Origin of the sequence: Pseudoalteromonas sp. BMB (assembly GCF_001709235.1) — a bacterium.
Lineage (GTDB): Bacteria > Pseudomonadota > Gammaproteobacteria > Enterobacterales > Alteromonadaceae > Pseudoalteromonas > Pseudoalteromonas maricaloris.
Genome location: NZ_MBQA01000046.1, coordinates 138,410 through 158,372 on the forward strand (window position 1 = coordinate 138,410; position 19,963 = coordinate 158,372).

Below are 19,963 nucleotides of genomic sequence, written 5' to 3' on the forward strand. Positions count from 1 at the left end.
TTTTGATTATGTAGGTGCATTATGTTTGGCTTTTTTAAATCAAAAAAAACTCCTGAGCGACAACTTACTCATGCAAAAGATCTGCAAGTTGGGGACATGCTCACCATCATCGATTCATTCGCTTACCCTAGCTGGCTCAAGGGACAAACCCTAAAAGTGGTTGGCGTACAAACTTACCAATTTGAACGCAGCGCTGCATATGAATTTGTTCTCGAAAGTGATTCAGGTAACATTACTTTTTTGCAAATTGAACAAAGTGACGGTGAGGAATACGCGAATTTCTCTATCAAAATCCAAAGAGAAGACGTCGATGCTATTTTTACGCTTGATGAGTTTGCGCGTATTTTCGATGAAGAAGCACTGACCCACATCGACACCCACGCCACTCCAGAGATTTTCGAGCGATTTTTAGGTAAAAGCTATCAACAAAGTGAAGCGCCCTACGTTTGCTATTTTTACGATAGCGATTATCGCGGCCGCACCTTGCCACGCTATCAAGATGAAAGTGGCGAAGTATGTGAAGTTATCGAGTTACTTAGCCCTGACGAAAAGTTCGCTATCAATATTGAGATCTGGGATGGGGGGGAAACTGACGTGTCACTAACCATGTGTCGCCCACTGAGCGATATTGTCGACCTATTTCCTGGAGCGAACTCGTGACCACAAGAGAAGACAAGTGGAAACGTCAAGAAGTGGCATTGAGGGCCACACAAATGGCCTTCGATTTAACCACGGAAGTACAAAAAAGCATTAAAAAACAGGCGATAGACGAAGAGCTAACGCCATCCGATATGATCAGAAAGATCCTTGATTTAGAAGTTAAATCGAAGAAAACTCGGCAACGCTTATCCTTCAATCTAACCGATGAAGAAATCGCACTACTGGCGGAACGTTTTGGCGTTGACCCCAATGACAAACGGGCCGTAAAGCAACAGGTCGCCAATATGCTGCTTAGTCGCTATACAGAAAATAAAGGAAAATAATTGGCTGTATTTATGTAGGTTGTTGCTCCATTAACTGCGTATGGCGCTACGTTTATTCAAGCTATATGCCGTAGCGCCTTGCACAACTATAACACCGATCACTCTACCGCGAGCAGCTCAACTTCAAACACTAATAACGAACCCGGTTCGATTTTACCTGCAGCGCGGTCACCATAGCCTAAGTCTGGACCAATCCAAAAGCGGTATTTATCCCCTTCGCTCATCAACTGCACGCCTTCGGTCCAACCCGGGATCACTTGATTAAGTCCAAAGCTGATGGGTTGGTCACGCAGTACCGAACTGTCGAATACGGAGCCATCAAGTAAAGTGCCATGGTAATGCACTTTAACTTTGCTCGTTGCATTTGGCTGTTTGCCACCGTCAGTTTGAGTGATTATTTCGTACTGAAGACCTGAGTCAGTTTTATGAACCTCTGTGCGCTTTTCGTTTTCTTTCAAAAAGTCTGCCGCTTGAATTCGATTAAACTGCGCAAGCTGCTTCTGTTTCTGACCACCTCGAAAAAACACCACCGCAATCACCAGTGCAACAATAACGAGGATAACATTAGTTGTCGTCATGGCTTTCTTCTCCTTTGTCATCATCGCCGTTTACTACTTTTGCAATACGCTCAAGTTTCGCCATTGCAACTGCATTGATACTGTTTTCGGGATAGCCTTCATCACTTAGCTCTCCTGCTAGTCTATCCATTAACAAGCTAAGCGCTTCATCTACTGTAGCAACGGCATAGACATGGAATAAGCCTTTTTCAACAGCTGCAATCACTTCATCATCTAACACTAAGTTGACCTTGTTAGATTCAGGGACGATCACCCCTTGCTTACCTGTGAGGCCTCGCATTTTACAGAGTTTAAAGAAACCTTCGATTTTTTCGTTTACACCACCAATGGCTTGTACTTCACCGTGTTGGTTAATTGAGCCAGTGAGCGCTAATGATTGATCCACGGGGAGTTGCGTCACCGCCGATAGCAGCGCACAAAGCTCTGCAAGTGATGCGCTATCACCGTCAATAAAACCATAATTTTGTTCAATGGCGATATTTGCGCTAAGCGTCAGGCTAAAGTCTTGCGCATACTTGTTACCTAGGTAACCCGTAAGCAGCATCACGCCTTTTGAGTGAATTGACTTACCTAAGTCTACTTCACGTTCAACGTCAATCACCCCGTCAGCACCCGCATATACCGTAGAGGTAATACGCGCAGGCGTACCAAATGCAGTGTCACCAATATGCAGTACGGTCAGGCCGTTTACCTTACCAATTGCGGTGCCTTCGGTTGCAATCAAGGTATGCCCTTCTTGAATATCACTGAGCATGTTTTCACTTAACTGTCCTGTTCGATATTCTTTTCCAGCTATCGCTTCATCGATGTGATTAGCGGCAATTTGGTTTACGCCATCTTGCTTGGCATAAAAACTGGCTTCTGCCACCAGCTCCAAAACATCAGCAAAGCGCGCCGAAAGCTTACTGTGGTGCTCCGCTTGGCGATAGCTAAATTTAAGCATACGCGCCAGCGCCGCTGAGCTAAGCTCAATCTTCAAGGTATCATTACAGTATTCCATCACCTTAGTGATAAATTGGTACTGCATTTTGTCCGAGCTTGGTAAATAGTAATCAAAATCGGCCAGCACTCTAAATAGCTCTGCAAACTCTTCATCGTATTCACCAATGGTGTAATACAGGTCTCGCGACCCCAAAAGAATAATTTTGACATCCAACGGAATTAGCTGCGGCTTTAAGGTAAAGCTGCTGCCCACCGAATTGTCTTGATACGGTAGGTCATTTTTAATTTGGTGGGTTTTTAACGACAGTTTAAGGCCATCCCACACTTGCGCGTTAGCCATGACCTTTTCCGCATCCATGATCAGATAGCCGCCATTGGCGCGGTGCAATGCACCGGCTTGAATAGAGCGATAGCTGGTGATCAAATTACCTTGAGAGGTTGCATATTCCACCTTACCAAAAATATTACCAAAGGTCGGATTTGGCTCATACACCACAGGCGCTGGGTCGTCCTCTTTAAACTCAACCAGAATATTGGGCGCAAAAAAGTCCGTGAGCATTCCCTTTGAGTCAAAGTCATCTTTGTTTTCGTCGCTGTTGCTACTATCGTCGTCTAGCCAATCTAATACCGCATCGACAATTTCAACCTTCAGATCTTTAAGATAACGCAGCACGCCAATGTGTGCGGCATACTTATGCTCAAGCGCTTTTAATAGCGGTTTGGTCGCCACTTCGATGGTGGTTTTTTTAAGATTACGCAAACGCTCAGAAGATTCACGCTTCCACCTGGGCAGCTCAATAAGCGACTCGATTAGGGCATCTTCTAATGTTTCAATTGCGGTTAAAAAGTGTGCCTGAACATGCTCGTCCAGAGCCGAAAACTCCGTATCACTGAGCTGCTTACCATCGACCACAGGAGCAAAGCCAACTGTCCCCGTATCTTCTATCAGTGCAACGCTCATATTCATAGCTTGCTGCTCAACGGCGGTGATCGCAGCATCGTATTTTTGTTCGAATTCTTTATCTAGCGACTTTTTCTTGCGTTGATAACCCGGATTGTCAAAAGCTGCAGGAAAAGTATCTAAGATCTCATCGATAAAGGCGTCTATATCAGCCTCAAGCTGCTTACTTTCGCCCGCCTGCATAAATAGCGCGATAGGCTCGCGGTGGTCATCGTAGTTGTTGACGTACAACCATTCTTTGGGCGTTGGCTTAGTTTTACTGTGTGCCTCAAGCTTGTCTTTTACCATGGTAAAACGACCTAGCGCCGCTTCTCCCATGACATACACATTATAACCGGGAAGCTCCATTCCCAAGGCAAAGTCTAGCGCGGTTTGAGCGCGCTGCTGGCCAATAAACGGTAGCGCTTCTGGGTAAGGATTTTGGATACAATTTTCTATGTGAGTCAACGAAACTGATGGCGCGAGCTGGCTCGCAGGCAGTGCTTTTTCAGACGACAATTTAGATTTGGTCATTCTAACTTCTTTGTATTATTCGCATACGTTAGTCTACTCAACTTGGTGCTTCCAAGCTGAGCGCCCACACTTTAGGGCGCTAATGCTTTTCTAGTATATTCCCCATGCCCGCACTCGCTGCAAGCTGGGATCTTGATTGCATAATAAACATCTAATTTATAGCCACAATTCTTACACACTAATTGTCCCAAAGCTATCCATTCACCTTCTTTATAAATGCCTTGGTGTTCAAAATCTTTTAAAAGTGCGGACCACTCAAGTTGAGTTCTATCTTCTAATTGGGATATTTCAAATAAGATGTTGGCTTTGAGTTCACTCCAAGCCGCTTCATCATAGAAGGATTTGTTTTCGAGAAGATGTTCTAAGTCACGTTTTAGATAGTAACTATAATCATCATAGGTTTGTTTGGTGTAGTCTTTCAGTGCGCTCTGCGCTTCCCAGAATCGCTTAGATAAATCGTCAATTTCATGTTCTTTGACGTCTTTGAGCCAATCGGAAAATTGATCCAGCCATTTTTGATAATCCGCCATTGCTACACTCCTGTTTCGCCAATAGATTAAGTGTAGACCAGATATACCATTCATTGTATTAGGGTTTGCTGAACTGGGTGCTCAGCAAACCCATTTTGCTTCAGATTATGAAGCCAAAAGTTAGCTTAGAAACGATACTTCACACCAACGGTTGCTGTTGTACCAAGGCCTTTAATGTTGTAGCCACCGTACGTATAGGCTTGTGCACGAGCTGGGAAGTAGTCTGAGTTAAATAGGTTCTCAATACCAACAAAAGCTTGCCAACTTTGGTCGAATTGATATTGACTACTAAAGTTAACCACATTATAGCTGTCAATTGGACCTTGATCTCCAACATAGTTGCCTTTATCGTCTCGCTCGAAACGTTTACGGTCGCCCACATGTAACCAGCTTAACGTCATCGATAACGCATCAACTGGCTGCCAGTTTAGGTTTGCCGTAAGCTTTGGTGGGCTAATTTGTCTAGAGCCAAGATAAGTATCGGCTTCGGTATCTTTTCCCTCTACATAGCTATATGTGGCAATAAGTTTTAGCGTGTCGTTGATCTTGTAATCGACAAGTGCCTCATAACCCCATATTTTTTGTGGTGCTCGAACAGGCTCATAAACTCCGGTTACTTCATTGAATTTATTCGTTGTGCCAAACTCAGACGTACTTCTATATGCCGCAAATTCAAATCGTAACGTCTCAAATTGAGAGTTAAAACCGATTTCGTAGTTATCAACAATCGACGCTTCTGTTTGAATTTGACCAATGTCTTCTACCGTTGCACTGCGCAGCAGACGGCCAATATCCGAGATATCAGAGCCCTGCGAGTAACTGGCGAATGGGCTAAACTTTTCATTTGCGTTATATTTAATACCCACGTTGTAAGTTGTGGCGTCATAGTCAATGGTGTCGCCTTTCACGTTAAGTGGCACAGAGCACTGATCCGCTGAACGGCAAAGTTTTAGTGTTTGATAATCAGCTACCGCAAGATCAATACTTTCTTGTCTCACTCCCGCTTTTAACACTAGGTCATCGGCAACAATCCACTTGGTCTGTAGATAACCTGCGATGCTTTCCATGTCCATTTCTGGCACCCAGATACGACCATCAACAAGTGGCTGTGAGGTCACATCATTCAACGCATCGATACCATAAATGAAGGTAGCTTGGACATTGTCAAAATCAACCAAGGTATTAAATGTTGCACGCGCGCCCTTTTTTTCAGAACGGATAATAGATTGACCGCCAGTGTATCCTTCGTCAGGGTTTGCTAAGCTTGGAGAAAAGAAGAACACGTTCTCAATGTCTTGCATATACGCATCAAGTGTCATTTGTGTATTCGCAAAAACTTCTATATCAGTGTATTTCAACGTAATGTTTTCATTACCTTCTGGCCCTTGTGGCTTACCTTGTTTCTGCTGAGCTGGTGGCACGTGAATTGCGTAAGATTTTTCACCTAAATTGATGTTGCCAAACACATCACCTAGGTCCGTTTTTTGCTGTGAACTGTAGAAGTTATAGCTAAATTGCAGTTGCTTGTCTTCATCAAAGTCATAGCCAAGCTTAGTAAAGTAGTTTTCTGTCACGGTATCCGACAGACCATACTGTAAACCTAGAATATCACCTTCAGCATCACGCTGAACACCGTTTTCTTCATAGCTTGCCGTGACTAAATAACTAAACTGGTCAACGCGGCCATTAATCGCGCCCGCAATTCGAGCACCTGCGCTCTCTGCAAGCTTTACTGCGCTAAAGCGGCTAGATAGGCTAATTTCACCTTCTGGTTTGCCATCGCTTTTGGCCTGCTTGGTGATGTAGTTAATGATCCCGCCCGAAGCACCATTACCATAAATTGAGGTTGCCCCTTTGATCACTTCTATACGGGCGATGGCACTTGGATCGAGTGTTTTTACACCCAAAGAACCATTTCGCAGTGGCGTAGACTGAGGTACACCGTCAATCATCACCAGAGGCGCACGTCCACGCAATGATTGCCCTGTATTACTTGAACTACCCGTATCCGGAGCAAGACCAGGAACAATTTGAGATAACAAACTTTGTAGTTCTGGATTTACTTTTAAATGATCTTCGATTTGTTTTTGATTAATAATCGTAATAGAGGCAGGCACTTCATCGATGCTTTCAAACACACGACTGCCCGAGACCACGATATGCTCCATATCTGCTGCTTGAAGATCTTTAACATTGGTATCGTCTGCAATGGCTGCTGCGCTAACAGCCAACGCTACCATACTGAGAGTAGTTTTTAACATGGTTATCCTTGCTGGATTTAGAATAATAATGATATAAAAAGCGGCAACATAATATTGGCAAACCTCAGTAAAAACAAGGCAAATGTGAATAATTTGCATTACCCTTTACTAAAAAATTATTCTACTCTACGCCACTTTTTGCAATTATATCTACATAACAGTAACTTAGAGTGAAGTTAATTACCTCTTCTTGCGATGACGTTGTAGCCAAAAATACAGGCCGGATATCGTGAGAAAGGTCGGAGCTAAGGCAAGTATTAACCAGACAAATTGCACGATGGGTCCTGCAAAATCACCAATATGAAACTTGTACTTAAAGTTCCAAACTTGCGTAGCGACTCCCGCTTTTGACGCATCATATTGCGCTACTACCTCACTATTATAAGGGTTTACCCAAACCCAGCTATAGGCATGACTTTCGCCTGGATTTTGAACTCTGAAAGCGATGCTGTCGGACGCTTTGTCAGGCATATAAATACGGAACAGCTGACTGTCTGGGAAGGTGGTTTTTGCGCGTGTTGTAGCGCTATTTAAATCATAGGGTAAGCCGTGAAAATTAACCGCAATAGTGGGCGGTTTTGGTCTTGCTTCGACCTCGTCAAAGCTCAACCACTCAACCACAGCCTTAGTTTGCGGCTGCCAGTTAAACGCCATACCACTAAAGGCAATGAGCAGTATAGGTAAAAGCAAATATACCCCCAATACGGTGTGTAACTGATAAAGCAGGATCCTTAGCTTAGCTTTTGGTTTTATCACTAGCCGTTTCAAGCGATTTTTAGGCTTTACCCAAAGATAAAAACCCAACACTAACTCAATAATGAGTACAAGTGCACAAATAGATACCCAATCTCTAAGCGGCTTTTTGTTGTCAGCACCTTCAAACAACAGCCAACGATGTAGCGCCATCGTAAAACCGTATAGCGTAGAGTAATACTGGTAGCGATGAAGGATCTCGCCACTGTAGGGATTAACGCTAACATAATCACCGCTAGACAACTTCAGTTGCCATGCCAAATCCGGTTGCTGCTCAGGCATAAACAGTGAAACTTTTTCAGCGGTTGTAGATTCAACTGAGGTGACTATTTGCTCTACCCCAAGAGGCTCAGACTGTGGCTCAACTCGCCACAACTGAGGCTGAGTAAGATATTGAATATCTTTGGCATATATAAGCAGTGCCCCAGTTAAGCTTAAGCAAATAATAAATGCACCAGCCACTAGCGCCATTACTAGGTGAGCACGGCGTAACCACAATTTTATCAAGGGAATTCTCAAACTTCTTTCGATATTTAACAATAGTAAGTGATAATAACTCTTACTTGCAACAGCATAAAATTTCCCCTTTTACCGCTGCTGGTCTTCGCGTCGTTTATCTCCACTTCGACACGACCTTTAGTCCGTGACAATCGACTAAAATAATTCCACTTTAGGTGCTGTGATTGCTGGCCAATTTCGGGTATGCTATCGAGCAATTTTCTATTAATTTTGCCAGATGTTTGGAAACCTAGATGCAAGAGCAATATAACCCGCAAGATATCGAAGCCAAAGTACAGTCGTACTGGGAAGAAAACAATACCTTCAAAGTTGTCGAAGACGAAAGTAAAGAGAAGTACTACTGTCTCTCAATGTTCCCATATCCAAGTGGTCGCCTCCACATGGGTCACGTACGTAACTACACCATTGGTGATGTGGTTTCTCGTTTCCAACGCCTACAAGGCAAAAACGTTATGCAACCTATGGGTTGGGATGCGTTTGGTCTTCCAGCTGAAAACGCGGCAATTAAAAATAATACCGCACCGGCGAAATGGACCTACGAAAATATCGACTACATGCGCAACCAGCTTAAGTTACTTGGTTTTGGTTACGACTGGGATCGTGAAATCGCGACTTGTCACCCTGAATATTATAAGTGGGAACAGTGGTTCTTCACTAAGCTTTACGAAAAAGGCTTAGTATACAAAAAGATGTCAACGGTAAACTGGGATCCAGTTGACCAAACGGTACTGGCAAATGAACAGGTAATCGACGGCCGTGGTTGGCGCTCTGGTGCCATTGTCGAGCAAAAAGAAATTCCACAATGGTTCATTAAGATCACCGATTACGCACAAGAGTTACTGGATGACTTAGACAAGCTCGACCACTGGCCTGAGCAAGTTAAAACCATGCAGCGTAACTGGATTGGTCGCTCAGAAGGCGTTGAAATCGACTTTAAACGCGCCGACAACGACGAAAGCTTCACCGTATACACCACCCGCCCTGATACCTTTATGGGCGTGACTTATGTGGCAGTTGCGGCAGGTCACCCAATCGCTCAAGAAGCGGCGAAAAACAGCGATGCAATCTCACGTTTTGTTGAAGAGTGCAAGAACACCAAAGTTGCCGAAGCGGATATGGCAACAATGGAGAAAAAAGGCATCGCGACTGGCTTTACTGCTATCCACCCACTCACAGGACAAGAGGTGCCAATTTGGGTAGCTAACTTTGTACTGATGGATTACGGCTCAGGTGCCGTGATGGCAGTACCAGGTCACGACCAACGTGATTATGAGTTTGCAACCGCTTATGGTCTTGAGATCAAACAAGTTATTCAGCCTCTAGCCGGCGCAGAAGTAGAAGCCAATCTGGCCGAAGCAGCGTTTACCGAAAAAGGCACGCTTATCAACTCTGGCGAGTTCGATGGCCTAGACTTTGAAGGCGCATTTAACGCCATCGCGACTAAACTAGAATCACTTGGCGTGGGTAAACGTAAAGTAAACTTCCGTCTTCGCGATTGGGGTGTGAGCCGCCAGCGTTACTGGGGTTCGCCAATCCCAATGTTGAACAAAGAAGATGGTTCTGAGCTTGCGGCACCTGAAGACATGCTCCCTGTTCGTCTACCTGAAGACGTAGTCATGAATGGGGTAACTTCACCGATTAAAGCAGATCCAGAATGGGCAAAAGCAACGATAAATGGTGAAGCGGTATTCCACGAAACCGATACATTCGACACCTTTATGGAGTCATCTTGGTACTATGCACGTTACTGTAGCCCACGTTACGATGAAGGTATGCTTGAACCAGGTGCTGCAAACTACTGGCTACCAGTAAACCAATATATTGGTGGTATTGAGCACGCTATCTTGCACTTGTTGTACTCGCGCTTCTTCCACAAGTTGCTGCGTGATTTCGGTTTAGTGAATTCTGATGAGCCATTTGAGCGTCTACTATGTCAAGGCATGGTACTTGCGGACACTTACTACCGCAAAGACGAGAAAGGCGGCGACATTTGGATCGCACCAACTGACGTATTAACTGAGACTGACGACAAAGGCCGCATCACTAAAGCGTGGCATAAAGAAGACGGCGAGCCGGTATTCTCTGCAGGCATGAGCAAAATGTCTAAGTCGAAGAACAATGGTATTGACCCGCAAACGGTTATCAAGCAATACGGCGCTGACACAGTTCGCTTATTCATGATGTTTACGGCTCCACCAGAGCAAACGCTTGAATGGTCTGACTCAGGCGTTGAAGGTGCGCACCGTTTCCTTCGTCGTATTTGGAAATACGCAGTTGACGTAAAGCAAGCAGGTACTGCCGAGCTTGATTTAAGCAAACTAAATGCAGCGCAAAAGACGCTACGTCGCGACATCCACAAAGCTATTGCTAAGGTGACAGACGATATCGAACGTCGCCAAACGTTCAACACGGCAATTGCGGCGGTGATGGAGCTTTCAAATAAGCTTATCAAAGCGCCACTGAGCGATGAGCAAGACATTGCACTAGCAAACGAAGCGCTAGAAGCCATGGTGATTATGCTTGCACCTATCACACCGCACATGTGTCACGAGCTATGGGCTGAGCTTGGCAAGGCTGGTGATATTCTTGATGCGGCATGGCCTGTTATCGACCAAAGCGCGCTAGTTGAAGATGAAAAGCTTATTGTTGTACAAGTCAACGGTAAACTGCGCTCTAAAATCACCGTGGCGGCAGATGCAACGCAAGAGCAAGTTGAAGCGATTGCATTTAGCGAAGAAAACGTCACTAAGTTTACTGACGGCAAGACCATCCGTAAGGTGATCTATGTTCCTGGTAAGCTACTTAATGTGGTTGCAAACTAAGATGCGTAGCCTATTTTGGCACACCAGCAAGCTAGCAGTTTTGCTAGCTTGCTTCTTCGTGGCGAGCTGCGGTTTTCACCTCAAGCAAGCCTCTTACCTTCCTGACGATCTAAAAGAAATCACCTTAAGCGGTGACGACAAGCGTTCAGCCTTGTTTGAACAGCTACAGTCCGATCTTCAGCGCGCTCAGGTATCCCTTACACCAAAAAATACCAAGCAAGCGGCTGAGTTGTACTTGTACAATGACTCACTTGAACGTCAAACACTCAGTTTGTTCAAAAATGGTCAGGTTGCTCAGTATGAACTGGCGTATCGCGTGTCGTACCGATTGAGTCGTCCGGGCCAAGAACCCGTTAAACAAATGTTCGAGCTGTATCGTAACTATCAGGACGACCCAGACAATGCGCTAGCAAAGGCAAAAGAGCTTGAGCTGATCCTAACCGAGATGCGCCGTCTTGCAAGCCAACGTATTATTCGAGAGTTGTCGCAACTGTAATGCGTTGTTATGCCAATCAACTCTCCAATTACCTAAGTAAAGGGCTTGCACCTTTTTATCTGGTCTTTGGTGAAGAACCCTTTCAGCAAGGCGAATGTGCACTTGCCATACGAACCGTAGCCAAGCAGCAAGGCTTTGACGAAGTCATTAAATTTGCTCTACTTCCGGGATTTGACTGGCAAGAGCTCAGTGCGCAGTACAACAGTATGTCTTTGTTCAGTGCGCGTACGCTCATCGAGTTCGACTTTAACGAGCAAAAAGTCCCTACCCAAGGTGTCGCGGTTTTAAAGTCTTTGGCCGCACAGGTCAATCCAGATGTCGTTGTTATTTTTAAAGGGCTGGGCGCGGGTCAAGACATTCAACGCACTGCTTGGTTCAAAGCATTAGAGCCTAAAGGCCTGTTTGTCCCTTGCTATGCGTTAACGGGGCGTCATCTTGAACGCTGGTTTGATGATGAATGTAAGCGGCTGAAGTTGTCTGTGTCACCACAAGGCAAGCGTGCCCTGCTCGTCGCCACAGAAGGCAACTTGCTTGCAACGCATCAGGAGCTCGAAAAGCTCTCCTTACTATTTGGTAAAAACCCGGTTGATGAACAGCAATTGCTGAGCGGCTTATTAAATCAATCTAAGTTCGATATTTTTGATTTAAATACCGGATTGCTAAGTGGTAACCCTAAACAAATCATCAAAGTATTGAACAAGCTCGCCAGCGATAATGTAGAGCCCGCGAGTATTCTCTGGACCTTGCAAAACCAAGCACGCACCCTGCTGGGTGTTAAAACCTTGTGGCAAACCGGCACTACGCTTGCAGATGCCTATAAAAAGCATAATGTCTGGAAAAATCAGCAAACCATCACGCAGCAAGCGTTAGACAGATTAACGCTAGAGCAAATGAAACAGTTGCTCTGTATGATGGCAGACTTTGATACCGCATATAAAGAAGCAAGACTCACTGCGCCATATCAAGCTCTAGCACACATCGCACTAGCCTTTGCCACCCCCATCGCAATGCCGTTACCAATTAGCCAGAGTGAGCATGTATGATTGCTTTGTTTGGTGGTACTTTTGATCCTCCGCATTTGGGCCATTTAAATATGGCGATGCGCTGCGTCGACGAGCTAAGTCTGGCTGAGTTAAAATTTTTACCTTGTGCCATACCGGTTCATAAACAAAAGCCCAGCATCAGTGACGAGCATCGCCTAGCGATGCTTGCTAATTTGCTATCAGGGCAACAAAAACTGGTTATTGATAAACGTGAGCTTGACCGACAAGGACCCTCTTACAGCCTGCTAACACTGCAAGAGCTGCGTAACGAATATCAGGACCAGTCGATTTTATTTTTAATGGGTATGGACTCGTTTAATAGCCTGCACACTTGGTATCAATGGCAAGAAATCACAAAGCTGTGTCATCTGGTGGTGTATCAACGCCCAAAAGAACATTGCTCACCAGATGCTAAAGTCTCGGCTTACTTGGTCAAAGCACACACAGATAACTTAAATAAGCTCCAAACCACCAAGGCTGGACATTGCTATTTCCTTCACGGTGAGCAAAAAGACATTGCATCGAGTACAATAAGAGCTGCAATTGCACAGCATGACAAAGAATATTTGGAACATTGGCTGCCTGCTTCTGTCATAGATTATATAAATAGCCATGGCTTGTATGCTGATTAACCCCATAAAGCATGTTAAAATCGCCGATTATTTGAAATACAGAGACAAAAACTTGGATTCACAACAGTTATTAGATTTCGCGCTAGACAAAGTAGATGATATGAAAGCGCGTGATATTGTTAAGCTCGACGTTCGCGAAACTTCTTCAATCACCGATTACTTAGTGATCTGTACTGGCACCTCAAAACGCCATGTACAATCGATTGCCGATCATGTCGCAAAAGAAGCACGTCATGCTGGAGAAACACCAATTGGCCAAGAAGGTCAAGACGTTGGTGAGTGGGTATTGGTTGATTTGGGTGACGTTGTTGTTCACGTAATGCAAGACCAAACCCGTGATTTTTATGACCTAGAAAAGCTGTGGGGCTAATGTGAAGATCCAACTCATTGCAGTAGGTACCAAAATGCCGAAGTGGGTTGAAACTGGCTTCACCGAATATCAAAGACGCTTTCCCAAAGATATGCCACTGGAGTTAATTGAAATTAGCGCTGGCAAACGGGGGAAAAACGCAGATATTAAACGCATTTTGCAACAAGAAGGTGAAAAAACCTTAGCCGCTATTCCAAAAGGCAATCGGATCGTAACCTTAGAAGTGACTGGCAAGCCATGGGATACACACCAACTTGCGAGCAATATGGAAAAGTGGCAGTTGGACGGTCGCGATGTTAGCTTACTGATTGGCGGCCCTGAAGGGCTTGCACCAGAATGTATTGCTGCGGCTGAACAAAAATGGTCATTATCAAACTTAACCCTACCCCACCCTTTGGTGCGTATAGTGGTTGCCGAGAGCTTGTATCGCGGCTGGAGTTTAAATAACAATCATCCTTACCACAGAGAATAATAATGATAAAAAAACGGCCGACGATTAGGGATCATTCTGCCGAGGCTAACCTCTTTGCGAGACGGGCCTTTGTCGGCTTTGTTTTTGTCGTTATTATTGTTGGGATCTTGTTTCACAATGTCTACAAACTTCAGGTGACTGAGCACGAGACCTATCGCACCCGCTCTAACGATAACCGTATAAAAGTCATTCCGGTCGCCCCTAACCGTGGTCTGATTTACGACCGCAATGGTGTCTTGCTCGCCGAAAACCGCCCTGTTTACAACCTTGAAGTGATCCCAGAAGATGTCGAAGATCTCGAAGCATCATTAGCTTCTGTACGTCAACTCATCGAAATTTCTGAGCAAGAAGTAGAAGATTTCAAAAAGGAAATCAAGCATAACCGCCGCTTCAAAAGCCAAGTATTAAAAGGTGGTCTGAACGAAGAAGAAGTGGCGATCCTTTCGGTTAACCAACACCGTTTGCCAGGCTTTAGCGTTGAAGCTCGATTGTCCCGTTATTATCCTTATGGCGATACCCTCACACACGCCCTTGGCTATGTCGCAAAGCTCAATAAAGAGGAACTCTTTGACTTAGAGCTAGCAGGCAAAGACACGAACTATCGTGCCACCCATGATATCGGTAAGCTCGGCGTCGAGAAGTTTTATGAAGAACAGCTACACGGTATTGTGGGCTCTCGCCGCGTCGAGGTGAATAATCGCGGCCGTATCATTCGCACATTAAGCATGGAAACGCCACAACCAGGTAAAGACTTAGTGCTAACGCTTGATATCGGCTTGCAGCAAATCGTCCAACATGTGCTAAAAGACACCCGAGGCGCGATCATCGTTATGGATCCACGAGATGGCGGAATTTTAGCGCTCTATTCTAACCCAAGTTACGACCCAAATCTGTTTGTTCACGGGATCAGCGGCAAAGACTACCGAGCCTTGCTCAACCCAGACAGACCACTTATCAACCGTGCAACTCAAGGCCGTTATGCACCTGCTTCCACAGTGAAGCCCCATCTCGCGGTGCTTGCACTGGAAGAAGGTGTTGTCACCGAAACAACCAAAATTTGGGATCCCGGCTTTTTTCAAATTCCCAATGTAAAACATAAATGGCGTGACTGGCGTCCTTGGGGCCATGAGCATGTTGATGTGTATAAGGCTATTGAGCAGTCTTGCGACACCTATTTTTATGAAGCTGCATATAAACTCGGCATAACTAAAATTAGCGACTTTATGAACCAGTTTGGCTTTGGTGAGCTTTCGGGTATCGATATTCATGAAGAAACCTCCGCCATTTTGCCATCCGTTGAATGGAAAAGAGAACGTTTTAAAGAGTCGTGGTACCCGGGAGATACGATTTCCGTTGGGATAGGACAAGGCTACTGGACTGCCACTCCAATGCAAATAGCGAACTCGCTGAGCATTTTGGTCAATAAAGGCATACACCGCCAGCCTCACTTAGTACAAATTTCTAAGCAAGACACTGAAGTAGAACAATTATTTACGGAAGAAAAACCACCTGTAGTGTTGAAAAATCCTTATCACTGGGATATCGCGTTAAAAGCTATGCACAACACAGTAAAAATAGGTACCGCGAAAAGTGCATTTAAGGGCGTGACCTATGATCACGCTGGTAAAACAGGTACCGCGCAAGTTATCAGTATTGCTCAAGGCGAAAGGTACAATGCCGAGAAGCTGAAAGAAAAACACAGAGACAATGGTATCTACGTGGGTTTTGCACCTTTTGATGACCCTCAAATTGTTATCACTGTGGTTGTCGAAAACCAAGGTGGTGGTAGTGCTATCGCAGCGCCAATGGCACGACAAGTGATGGATTATTACTTTTCAGCCTACCCGCTTGAGAAGGAGCAACAGCAATGAGCCCGCTGAATAAGCCTCGTTCGCTATTCGAAAAAGTCCATATCGACCTACCATTATTTGCAGCCTTGATCACTATGATGATTGGTAGCCTTGCAATTGTTTATAGTGCTAGTGGACAAGATATGGGCATGATGATGCGCCACGGCACACGCATGTTTGGTGCGTTAGTTGCCATGCTATTTATGGCGCAGTTTTCTCCGAATACACTTAAGCGTGTGGCAATTCCGGTTTACCTCTTAGGTCTTGGCATGCTCGTCGCAGTGCTGTTTTTTGGAGTCAGTAGTAAAGGGGCTCAGCGCTGGCTTGATTTAGGCATTACCCGCTTTCAACCTTCTGAAATAATGAAGCTAGCGGTGCCCATGACGGTCGCTTGGTTTATTGGCCGCTCTCACTTACCTCCTAGTATTTTGAATTTAACAATCGGCTTTGCGATTGTATTAGTGCCAACCATTCTGATCAAAGAGCAGCCCGACTTGGGTACTTCTATCTTAATCGCCAGCTCTGGTATTTTTGCGCTCTTTTTAGCTGGGTTAAGTTGGCGTTTAATCGGCTCTGGTTTGTTACTCGCGGTCCCCGGCGGCTATGCGTTTTGGCATTACGGAATGCATGCCTATCAAAAGCAACGTGTTCTGACCTTTTTAGATCCAGAAAGCGACCCACTGGGTTCTGGTTACCATATTATCCAATCGAAAATTGCGATTGGCTCCGGTGGCGTTGAGGGCAAAGGCTGGCTGCACGGAACACAATCTCAATTAGAATTTTTACCCGAGCGCCATACCGACTTTATCTTCTCGGTGTTGAGCGAAGAATTTGGCTTGTTGGGTGTCACTATTTTACTCAGCTTATATCTTTTTATAATTGGTCGCGGATTGTATATCGCAGTGCAAGCACAAGACGCTTTCAGTAAGCTGCTCGCAGGAGCACTGACATTAACCTTCTTCGTCTATGTCTTTGTAAATATCGGAATGGTTTCTGGTCTCTTGCCAGTAGTCGGTGTACCTCTGCCCCTAATTAGCTATGGTGGCACATCGATGGTGACCTTAATGGCCGGTTTTGGCATTATTATGGCAATCGCAACAGATAAGAGGATGTTGTTAAAATAATGACAGTTCGTATTACCCTAATTTCAAAACTGGTTTTAGTATTTGCCCTGTTAAGCGTGCTCAGCGCTTGTGGAAGTCGCTATCATATTCGCCATGATAAAGCGCCACTACGCGAGCCTACCGAACTGGAAATGCAGGATGCCATTGTCACCAACGAGAAAAAGAGCGTGAGTGCCAATCGCCCCTACACTGTTCTTGGAAAACGTTACACACCAATCTCAGACGAACATGGGTATCAACAACAAGGTACTGCTTCGTGGTACGGCCGTAAATTCCATGGCTACCACACCTCCAATGGTGAAATTTTTAATATGTTCGATATGACAGCGGCACATAAGACGCTGCCACTTCCTAGCTTTGCCAAAGTAACAAACTTAGACAACGGACGCTCTGCTATCGTTAGAATTAACGACCGAGGTCCATTCCACGACGATAGATTAATCGACCTGTCTTACGCTGCAGCCTATAAGCTAGGCTATCACCTTCAGGGTACAGCGCGCGTTAAGGTCGAAGCCATTACTCTATCGCGCGAGTCTCCAAGGCTAACCTATGTACAAGTTGCTGCTGGCAGTAAACTTGAGAACATACAGTTATTAGCAGGTCAGTTAAAACAAGAATTGGGGTTAGGTACACCCATCACGTTTGAAAACAACCTGTACAAGCTTAGAGTCGGCCCAATTACCGACGACAATCAAGCACAATCTTTACTAAAAACCTTACAACAAGGTCAATTTAGTCGTGCTTTCTTGCTTTACAGTGAGCAGGAACTTTAGAATAACCGCAATGAATGCCGATAAACAAAAAAGCGAGCATAATGACTTCTATCAAACCAAAAATCGTTAAAAAAGTCCTTGGACTGGTGTGCACTTTCTCTATTATGAGTGCCAGTGCACAAATTATTCCTTCGCCGCCGCAGATTAATGCGAAAGGCTATTTCCTTGTTGATTTCACAACTGGAAAGGTGATTGCAGAAGGTGAAGCCGATACTAAGCTAGCGCCAGCAAGTTTAACCAAAATGATGACCAGTTATGTTATTGGTACTGAAATCGCGGCAGGTAACATTAGTCCATCTGATCAGGTCACTATTAGTGAAAAAGCGTGGGCTAAGAACTTTCCTGGTTCATCGGTGATGTTTATCGAAGTGGGTAAGCAGGTCAGTGTTGATGACTTAAACCACGGGATCATTATTCAATCAGGCAATGATGCTTGTGTTGCAATGGCCGAGCACATTGCTGGTAGCGAAAGTGCGTTTGCCGATCTGATGAATGCACATGCTGAAAAGCTAGGCATGACGAATAGTCACTTTATCAATAGCCATGGCCTAGACACCGATGAGCATTACACCACTCCAAGAGACATGGCGACTCTAGGTGCCGCGCTTATTCGTGATGTACCTGATGAATACGCTTTATATAAGAAAAAGTCTTTTTCATACAACGGCATAAAGCAGTATAACCGTAACTCACTACTTTGGGATGCAAGCCTTGAAGTGGACGGCATTAAAACCGGCCACACTTCAGATGCAGGCTACAGCCTTGTTACTTCAGCGATTAAAGATGATATGCGTCTTGTTGCGGTAGTCATGGGCACAGAAAGTGAGCGTGCACGTAAAGTTGAAAGCAAAAAATTGCTTAACTACGGCTTCCGTTTCTTTGAAACCATTACTCCTTACCAAGCTGGTGACGCGTTTGCCGATCAGCGCGTATGGATGGGTAACAAAGAAACCGTATCGCTTGGCATTATGGAAGACACGCCAATCACTATTCCACGTGGTCAAAGCAAGAACTTAAAGGCTAACTTTGAGTTAGATAAGACGCTCGAAGCGCCGCTAGCAAAAGGCACTAAAGTTGGTACTTTGTTCTTACAACTTGAGGGTGAAGACGTAGCACAATACCCGCTGGTTACGCTTGAAGAGATCCAAGAAGGTGGATTCTTTAGCAAGATCTATGACTATCTACGTTTACAGATCTCGCAATAATTTCTTATCTGATAAGCCAGCCGAGACAGACCGGTTGGCTTATCTTTTCTGAAAACTTATTTATTTCCCTTAGCTTCCCAGACATTCTACTTTCTAATCTAAGACCCCCTTTTCAACATACCACACGGCTGAAAAACCACTTTAATTTTACAATTTAAAAACAATTTGTAATAATTGATTTTAGGTACAAACTCGAACTATAAATAAAAGGATATTTAAATAATGATGGTGACAACCGCGGTAATAATGGTGAAGTGTAGAAACTCCTCATGACTGAGGAAATAATGACGGCGGTGGCAGCAGCTCTTTGGGAGGTTTTTGTTCAGTAGAATATTCTGTCTGTACAGGTGGTGGCTGTTATGAATGGGAAGAAGTAGAGAGATGTTAATCTAATAGGTGATACACACTAAAGGCTTTCCGATGAACTACATAGATCGTATATATCTAAAACCAGGCTTACCAGTAGCCAAATTGACTATTGCAGTATTACTGCTGTTCTCTGCTATTTTATACAAGTCAAGCTTACTTATATATATTGGTTTTTATATGGCGCTAATTATAACTGCTTGGGATTTATTATCCGTAGTGGTAAAAGAACAAGGAGCTTGTGCAAAAGTTACGCTCATAGTTTACTGTAAACAGCACTGGATACAGTTACTACTTATGCTAGCGTTTGCTTGCATAGGTATTGCCGGGCTACACCTTGAATACCCACTACTTACTCTTTTTAATATTGCATTCAGTCTGTTATTGGCTGTCCATGTTATAAGAATTGTGTATAAAATAAGAAAAATGTCCGCGATTGACGCGATAAAGCAGAGATTAAAAACCAAGTCGAGGTTTATTCTTTCTGTTAACCTGCTACTCATTGTTGTTATGTGTACTATACCTTTTCTATCTGTGTCAGTAGGAACGTTGGCTGCTAATTATATGGTTATTTTTAGCTGCTACATACAGTGCCTAAACCATATTATTAGTGAGAATATTTTTGCGACTAATTAAACTAGTTTAGAGTTCTCGTAATAACCTATTTAGATAAAAGTCAATCAGTGTTAAATACCAGGGCGGGATCGAACTTTAAATTGACGAGTATTAGTGTTTTATGATCTGATTGCGCATCGCAATTTTTTAAGTCG

The 19,963-nt window shown here is 44.4% G+C and carries 18 protein-coding genes; 13 read left to right on the plus strand and 5 right to left on the minus strand.

What is annotated here, in order from left to right; all coding sequences use genetic code 11:
- Positions 1-21: 21 nt before the first annotated feature.
- Both BB427_RS03775 and BB427_RS03780 read left to right on the plus strand, forming a co-directional pair.
- Positions 22-660: a DUF4178 domain-containing protein gene (locus BB427_RS03775; RefSeq protein ID WP_069018989.1), complete on the plus strand. Its 639-nt coding sequence runs from the start codon at positions 22-24 to the stop codon at positions 658-660.
- Positions 657-983 carry a hypothetical protein gene (locus BB427_RS03780; RefSeq protein ID WP_069018990.1) on the plus strand — a complete coding sequence of 109 codons (327 nt, stop codon included), beginning with the start codon at positions 657-659 and terminating at the stop codon, positions 981-983. Before BB427_RS03775 ends, BB427_RS03780 begins: the two co-directional genes overlap by 4 nt.
- Positions 984-1,081: 98 nt before the next feature.
- Here BB427_RS03780 and BB427_RS03785 read toward each other — a convergent pair whose 3' ends face one another.
- From BB427_RS03785 to BB427_RS03805, 5 genes are all read right to left on the minus strand, one after another.
- Positions 1,082-1,561, minus strand: a complete 480-nt coding sequence (locus tag BB427_RS03785) for an FKBP-type peptidyl-prolyl cis-trans isomerase (protein ID WP_039493664.1) — start codon at positions 1,559-1,561, stop codon at positions 1,082-1,084.
- Complete coding sequence (locus BB427_RS03790) at positions 1,548-3,977, minus strand: Lon protease family protein (protein WP_069018991.1); 2,430 nt, start codon at positions 3,975-3,977, stop codon at positions 1,548-1,550. The genes BB427_RS03785 and BB427_RS03790 overlap by 14 nt, the downstream gene beginning before the upstream one ends.
- Positions 3,978-4,048: 71 nt before the next feature.
- Complete coding sequence (locus tag BB427_RS03795; protein WP_017216346.1) at positions 4,049-4,507, minus strand: zinc ribbon-containing protein; 459 nt, start codon at positions 4,505-4,507, stop codon at positions 4,049-4,051.
- Positions 4,508-4,632: 125 nt separating this feature from the next.
- Positions 4,633-6,768: a TonB-dependent receptor gene (locus tag BB427_RS03800; protein WP_069018992.1), complete on the minus strand. Its 2,136-nt coding sequence runs from the start codon at positions 6,766-6,768 to the stop codon at positions 4,633-4,635.
- Positions 6,769-6,948: 180 nt separating this feature from the next.
- Positions 6,949-8,025, minus strand: a complete 1,077-nt coding sequence (locus BB427_RS03805) for a PepSY-associated TM helix domain-containing protein (protein WP_069019000.1) — start codon at positions 8,023-8,025, stop codon at positions 6,949-6,951.
- 248 nt (positions 8,026-8,273) lie between these two features.
- On the opposite strand from BB427_RS03805, the gene leuS reads away from it, so the two are divergent.
- From leuS to BB427_RS03860, 11 genes are all read left to right on the plus strand, one after another.
- On the plus strand, positions 8,274-10,862 hold the full coding sequence (gene leuS, locus BB427_RS03810) for a leucine--tRNA ligase (protein ID WP_045988933.1): 2,589 nt from the start codon (positions 8,274-8,276) through the stop codon (positions 10,860-10,862).
- Positions 10,846-11,358: an LPS-assembly lipoprotein LptE gene (locus BB427_RS03815; protein ID WP_010606155.1), complete on the plus strand. Its 513-nt coding sequence runs from the start codon at positions 10,846-10,848 to the stop codon at positions 11,356-11,358. The genes leuS and BB427_RS03815 overlap by 17 nt, the downstream gene beginning before the upstream one ends.
- A complete protein-coding gene (gene holA, locus BB427_RS03820; protein WP_069018993.1) occupies positions 11,358-12,401 on the plus strand; it encodes a DNA polymerase III subunit delta in 1,044 nt (347 codons plus the stop codon). Before BB427_RS03815 ends, holA begins: the two co-directional genes overlap by 1 nt.
- Positions 12,398-13,033: a nicotinate-nucleotide adenylyltransferase gene (nadD, locus tag BB427_RS03825; RefSeq protein ID WP_069018994.1), complete on the plus strand. Its 636-nt coding sequence runs from the start codon at positions 12,398-12,400 to the stop codon at positions 13,031-13,033. Before holA ends, nadD begins: the two co-directional genes overlap by 4 nt.
- Positions 13,034-13,085: 52 nt before the next feature.
- The gene (gene rsfS / locus BB427_RS03830) at positions 13,086-13,403 is read left to right on the plus strand and encodes a ribosome silencing factor (RefSeq protein ID WP_010372036.1); all 318 of its coding nucleotides are present in this window, start codon (positions 13,086-13,088) and stop codon (positions 13,401-13,403) included.
- Between the two features lies 1 nt (position 13,404).
- Positions 13,405-13,875, plus strand: coding sequence for a 23S rRNA (pseudouridine(1915)-N(3))-methyltransferase RlmH (rlmH, locus tag BB427_RS03835; protein WP_010372039.1), 471 nt, complete (start codon positions 13,405-13,407; stop codon positions 13,873-13,875).
- Between the two features lie 2 nt (positions 13,876-13,877).
- Positions 13,878-15,746 carry a penicillin-binding protein 2 gene (mrdA, locus tag BB427_RS03840; RefSeq protein ID WP_069018995.1) on the plus strand — a complete coding sequence of 623 codons (1,869 nt, stop codon included), beginning with the start codon at positions 13,878-13,880 and terminating at the stop codon, positions 15,744-15,746.
- The gene (rodA, locus tag BB427_RS03845; RefSeq protein ID WP_039493680.1) at positions 15,743-16,849 is read left to right on the plus strand and encodes a rod shape-determining protein RodA; all 1,107 of its coding nucleotides are present in this window, start codon (positions 15,743-15,745) and stop codon (positions 16,847-16,849) included. Before mrdA ends, rodA begins: the two co-directional genes overlap by 4 nt.
- On the plus strand, positions 16,849-17,622 hold the full coding sequence (locus tag BB427_RS03850; RefSeq protein WP_039493682.1) for a septal ring lytic transglycosylase RlpA family protein: 774 nt from the start codon (positions 16,849-16,851) through the stop codon (positions 17,620-17,622). Before rodA ends, BB427_RS03850 begins: the two co-directional genes overlap by 1 nt.
- Positions 17,623-17,663: 41 nt before the next feature.
- Positions 17,664-18,827: a serine hydrolase gene (locus BB427_RS03855; protein ID WP_039493684.1), complete on the plus strand. Its 1,164-nt coding sequence runs from the start codon at positions 17,664-17,666 to the stop codon at positions 18,825-18,827.
- Positions 18,828-19,247: 420 nt separating this feature from the next.
- Positions 19,248-19,829, plus strand: a complete 582-nt coding sequence (locus BB427_RS03860) for a hypothetical protein (protein ID WP_069018996.1) — start codon at positions 19,248-19,250, stop codon at positions 19,827-19,829.
- The last annotated feature ends 134 nt before the right edge of the window (positions 19,830-19,963 follow it).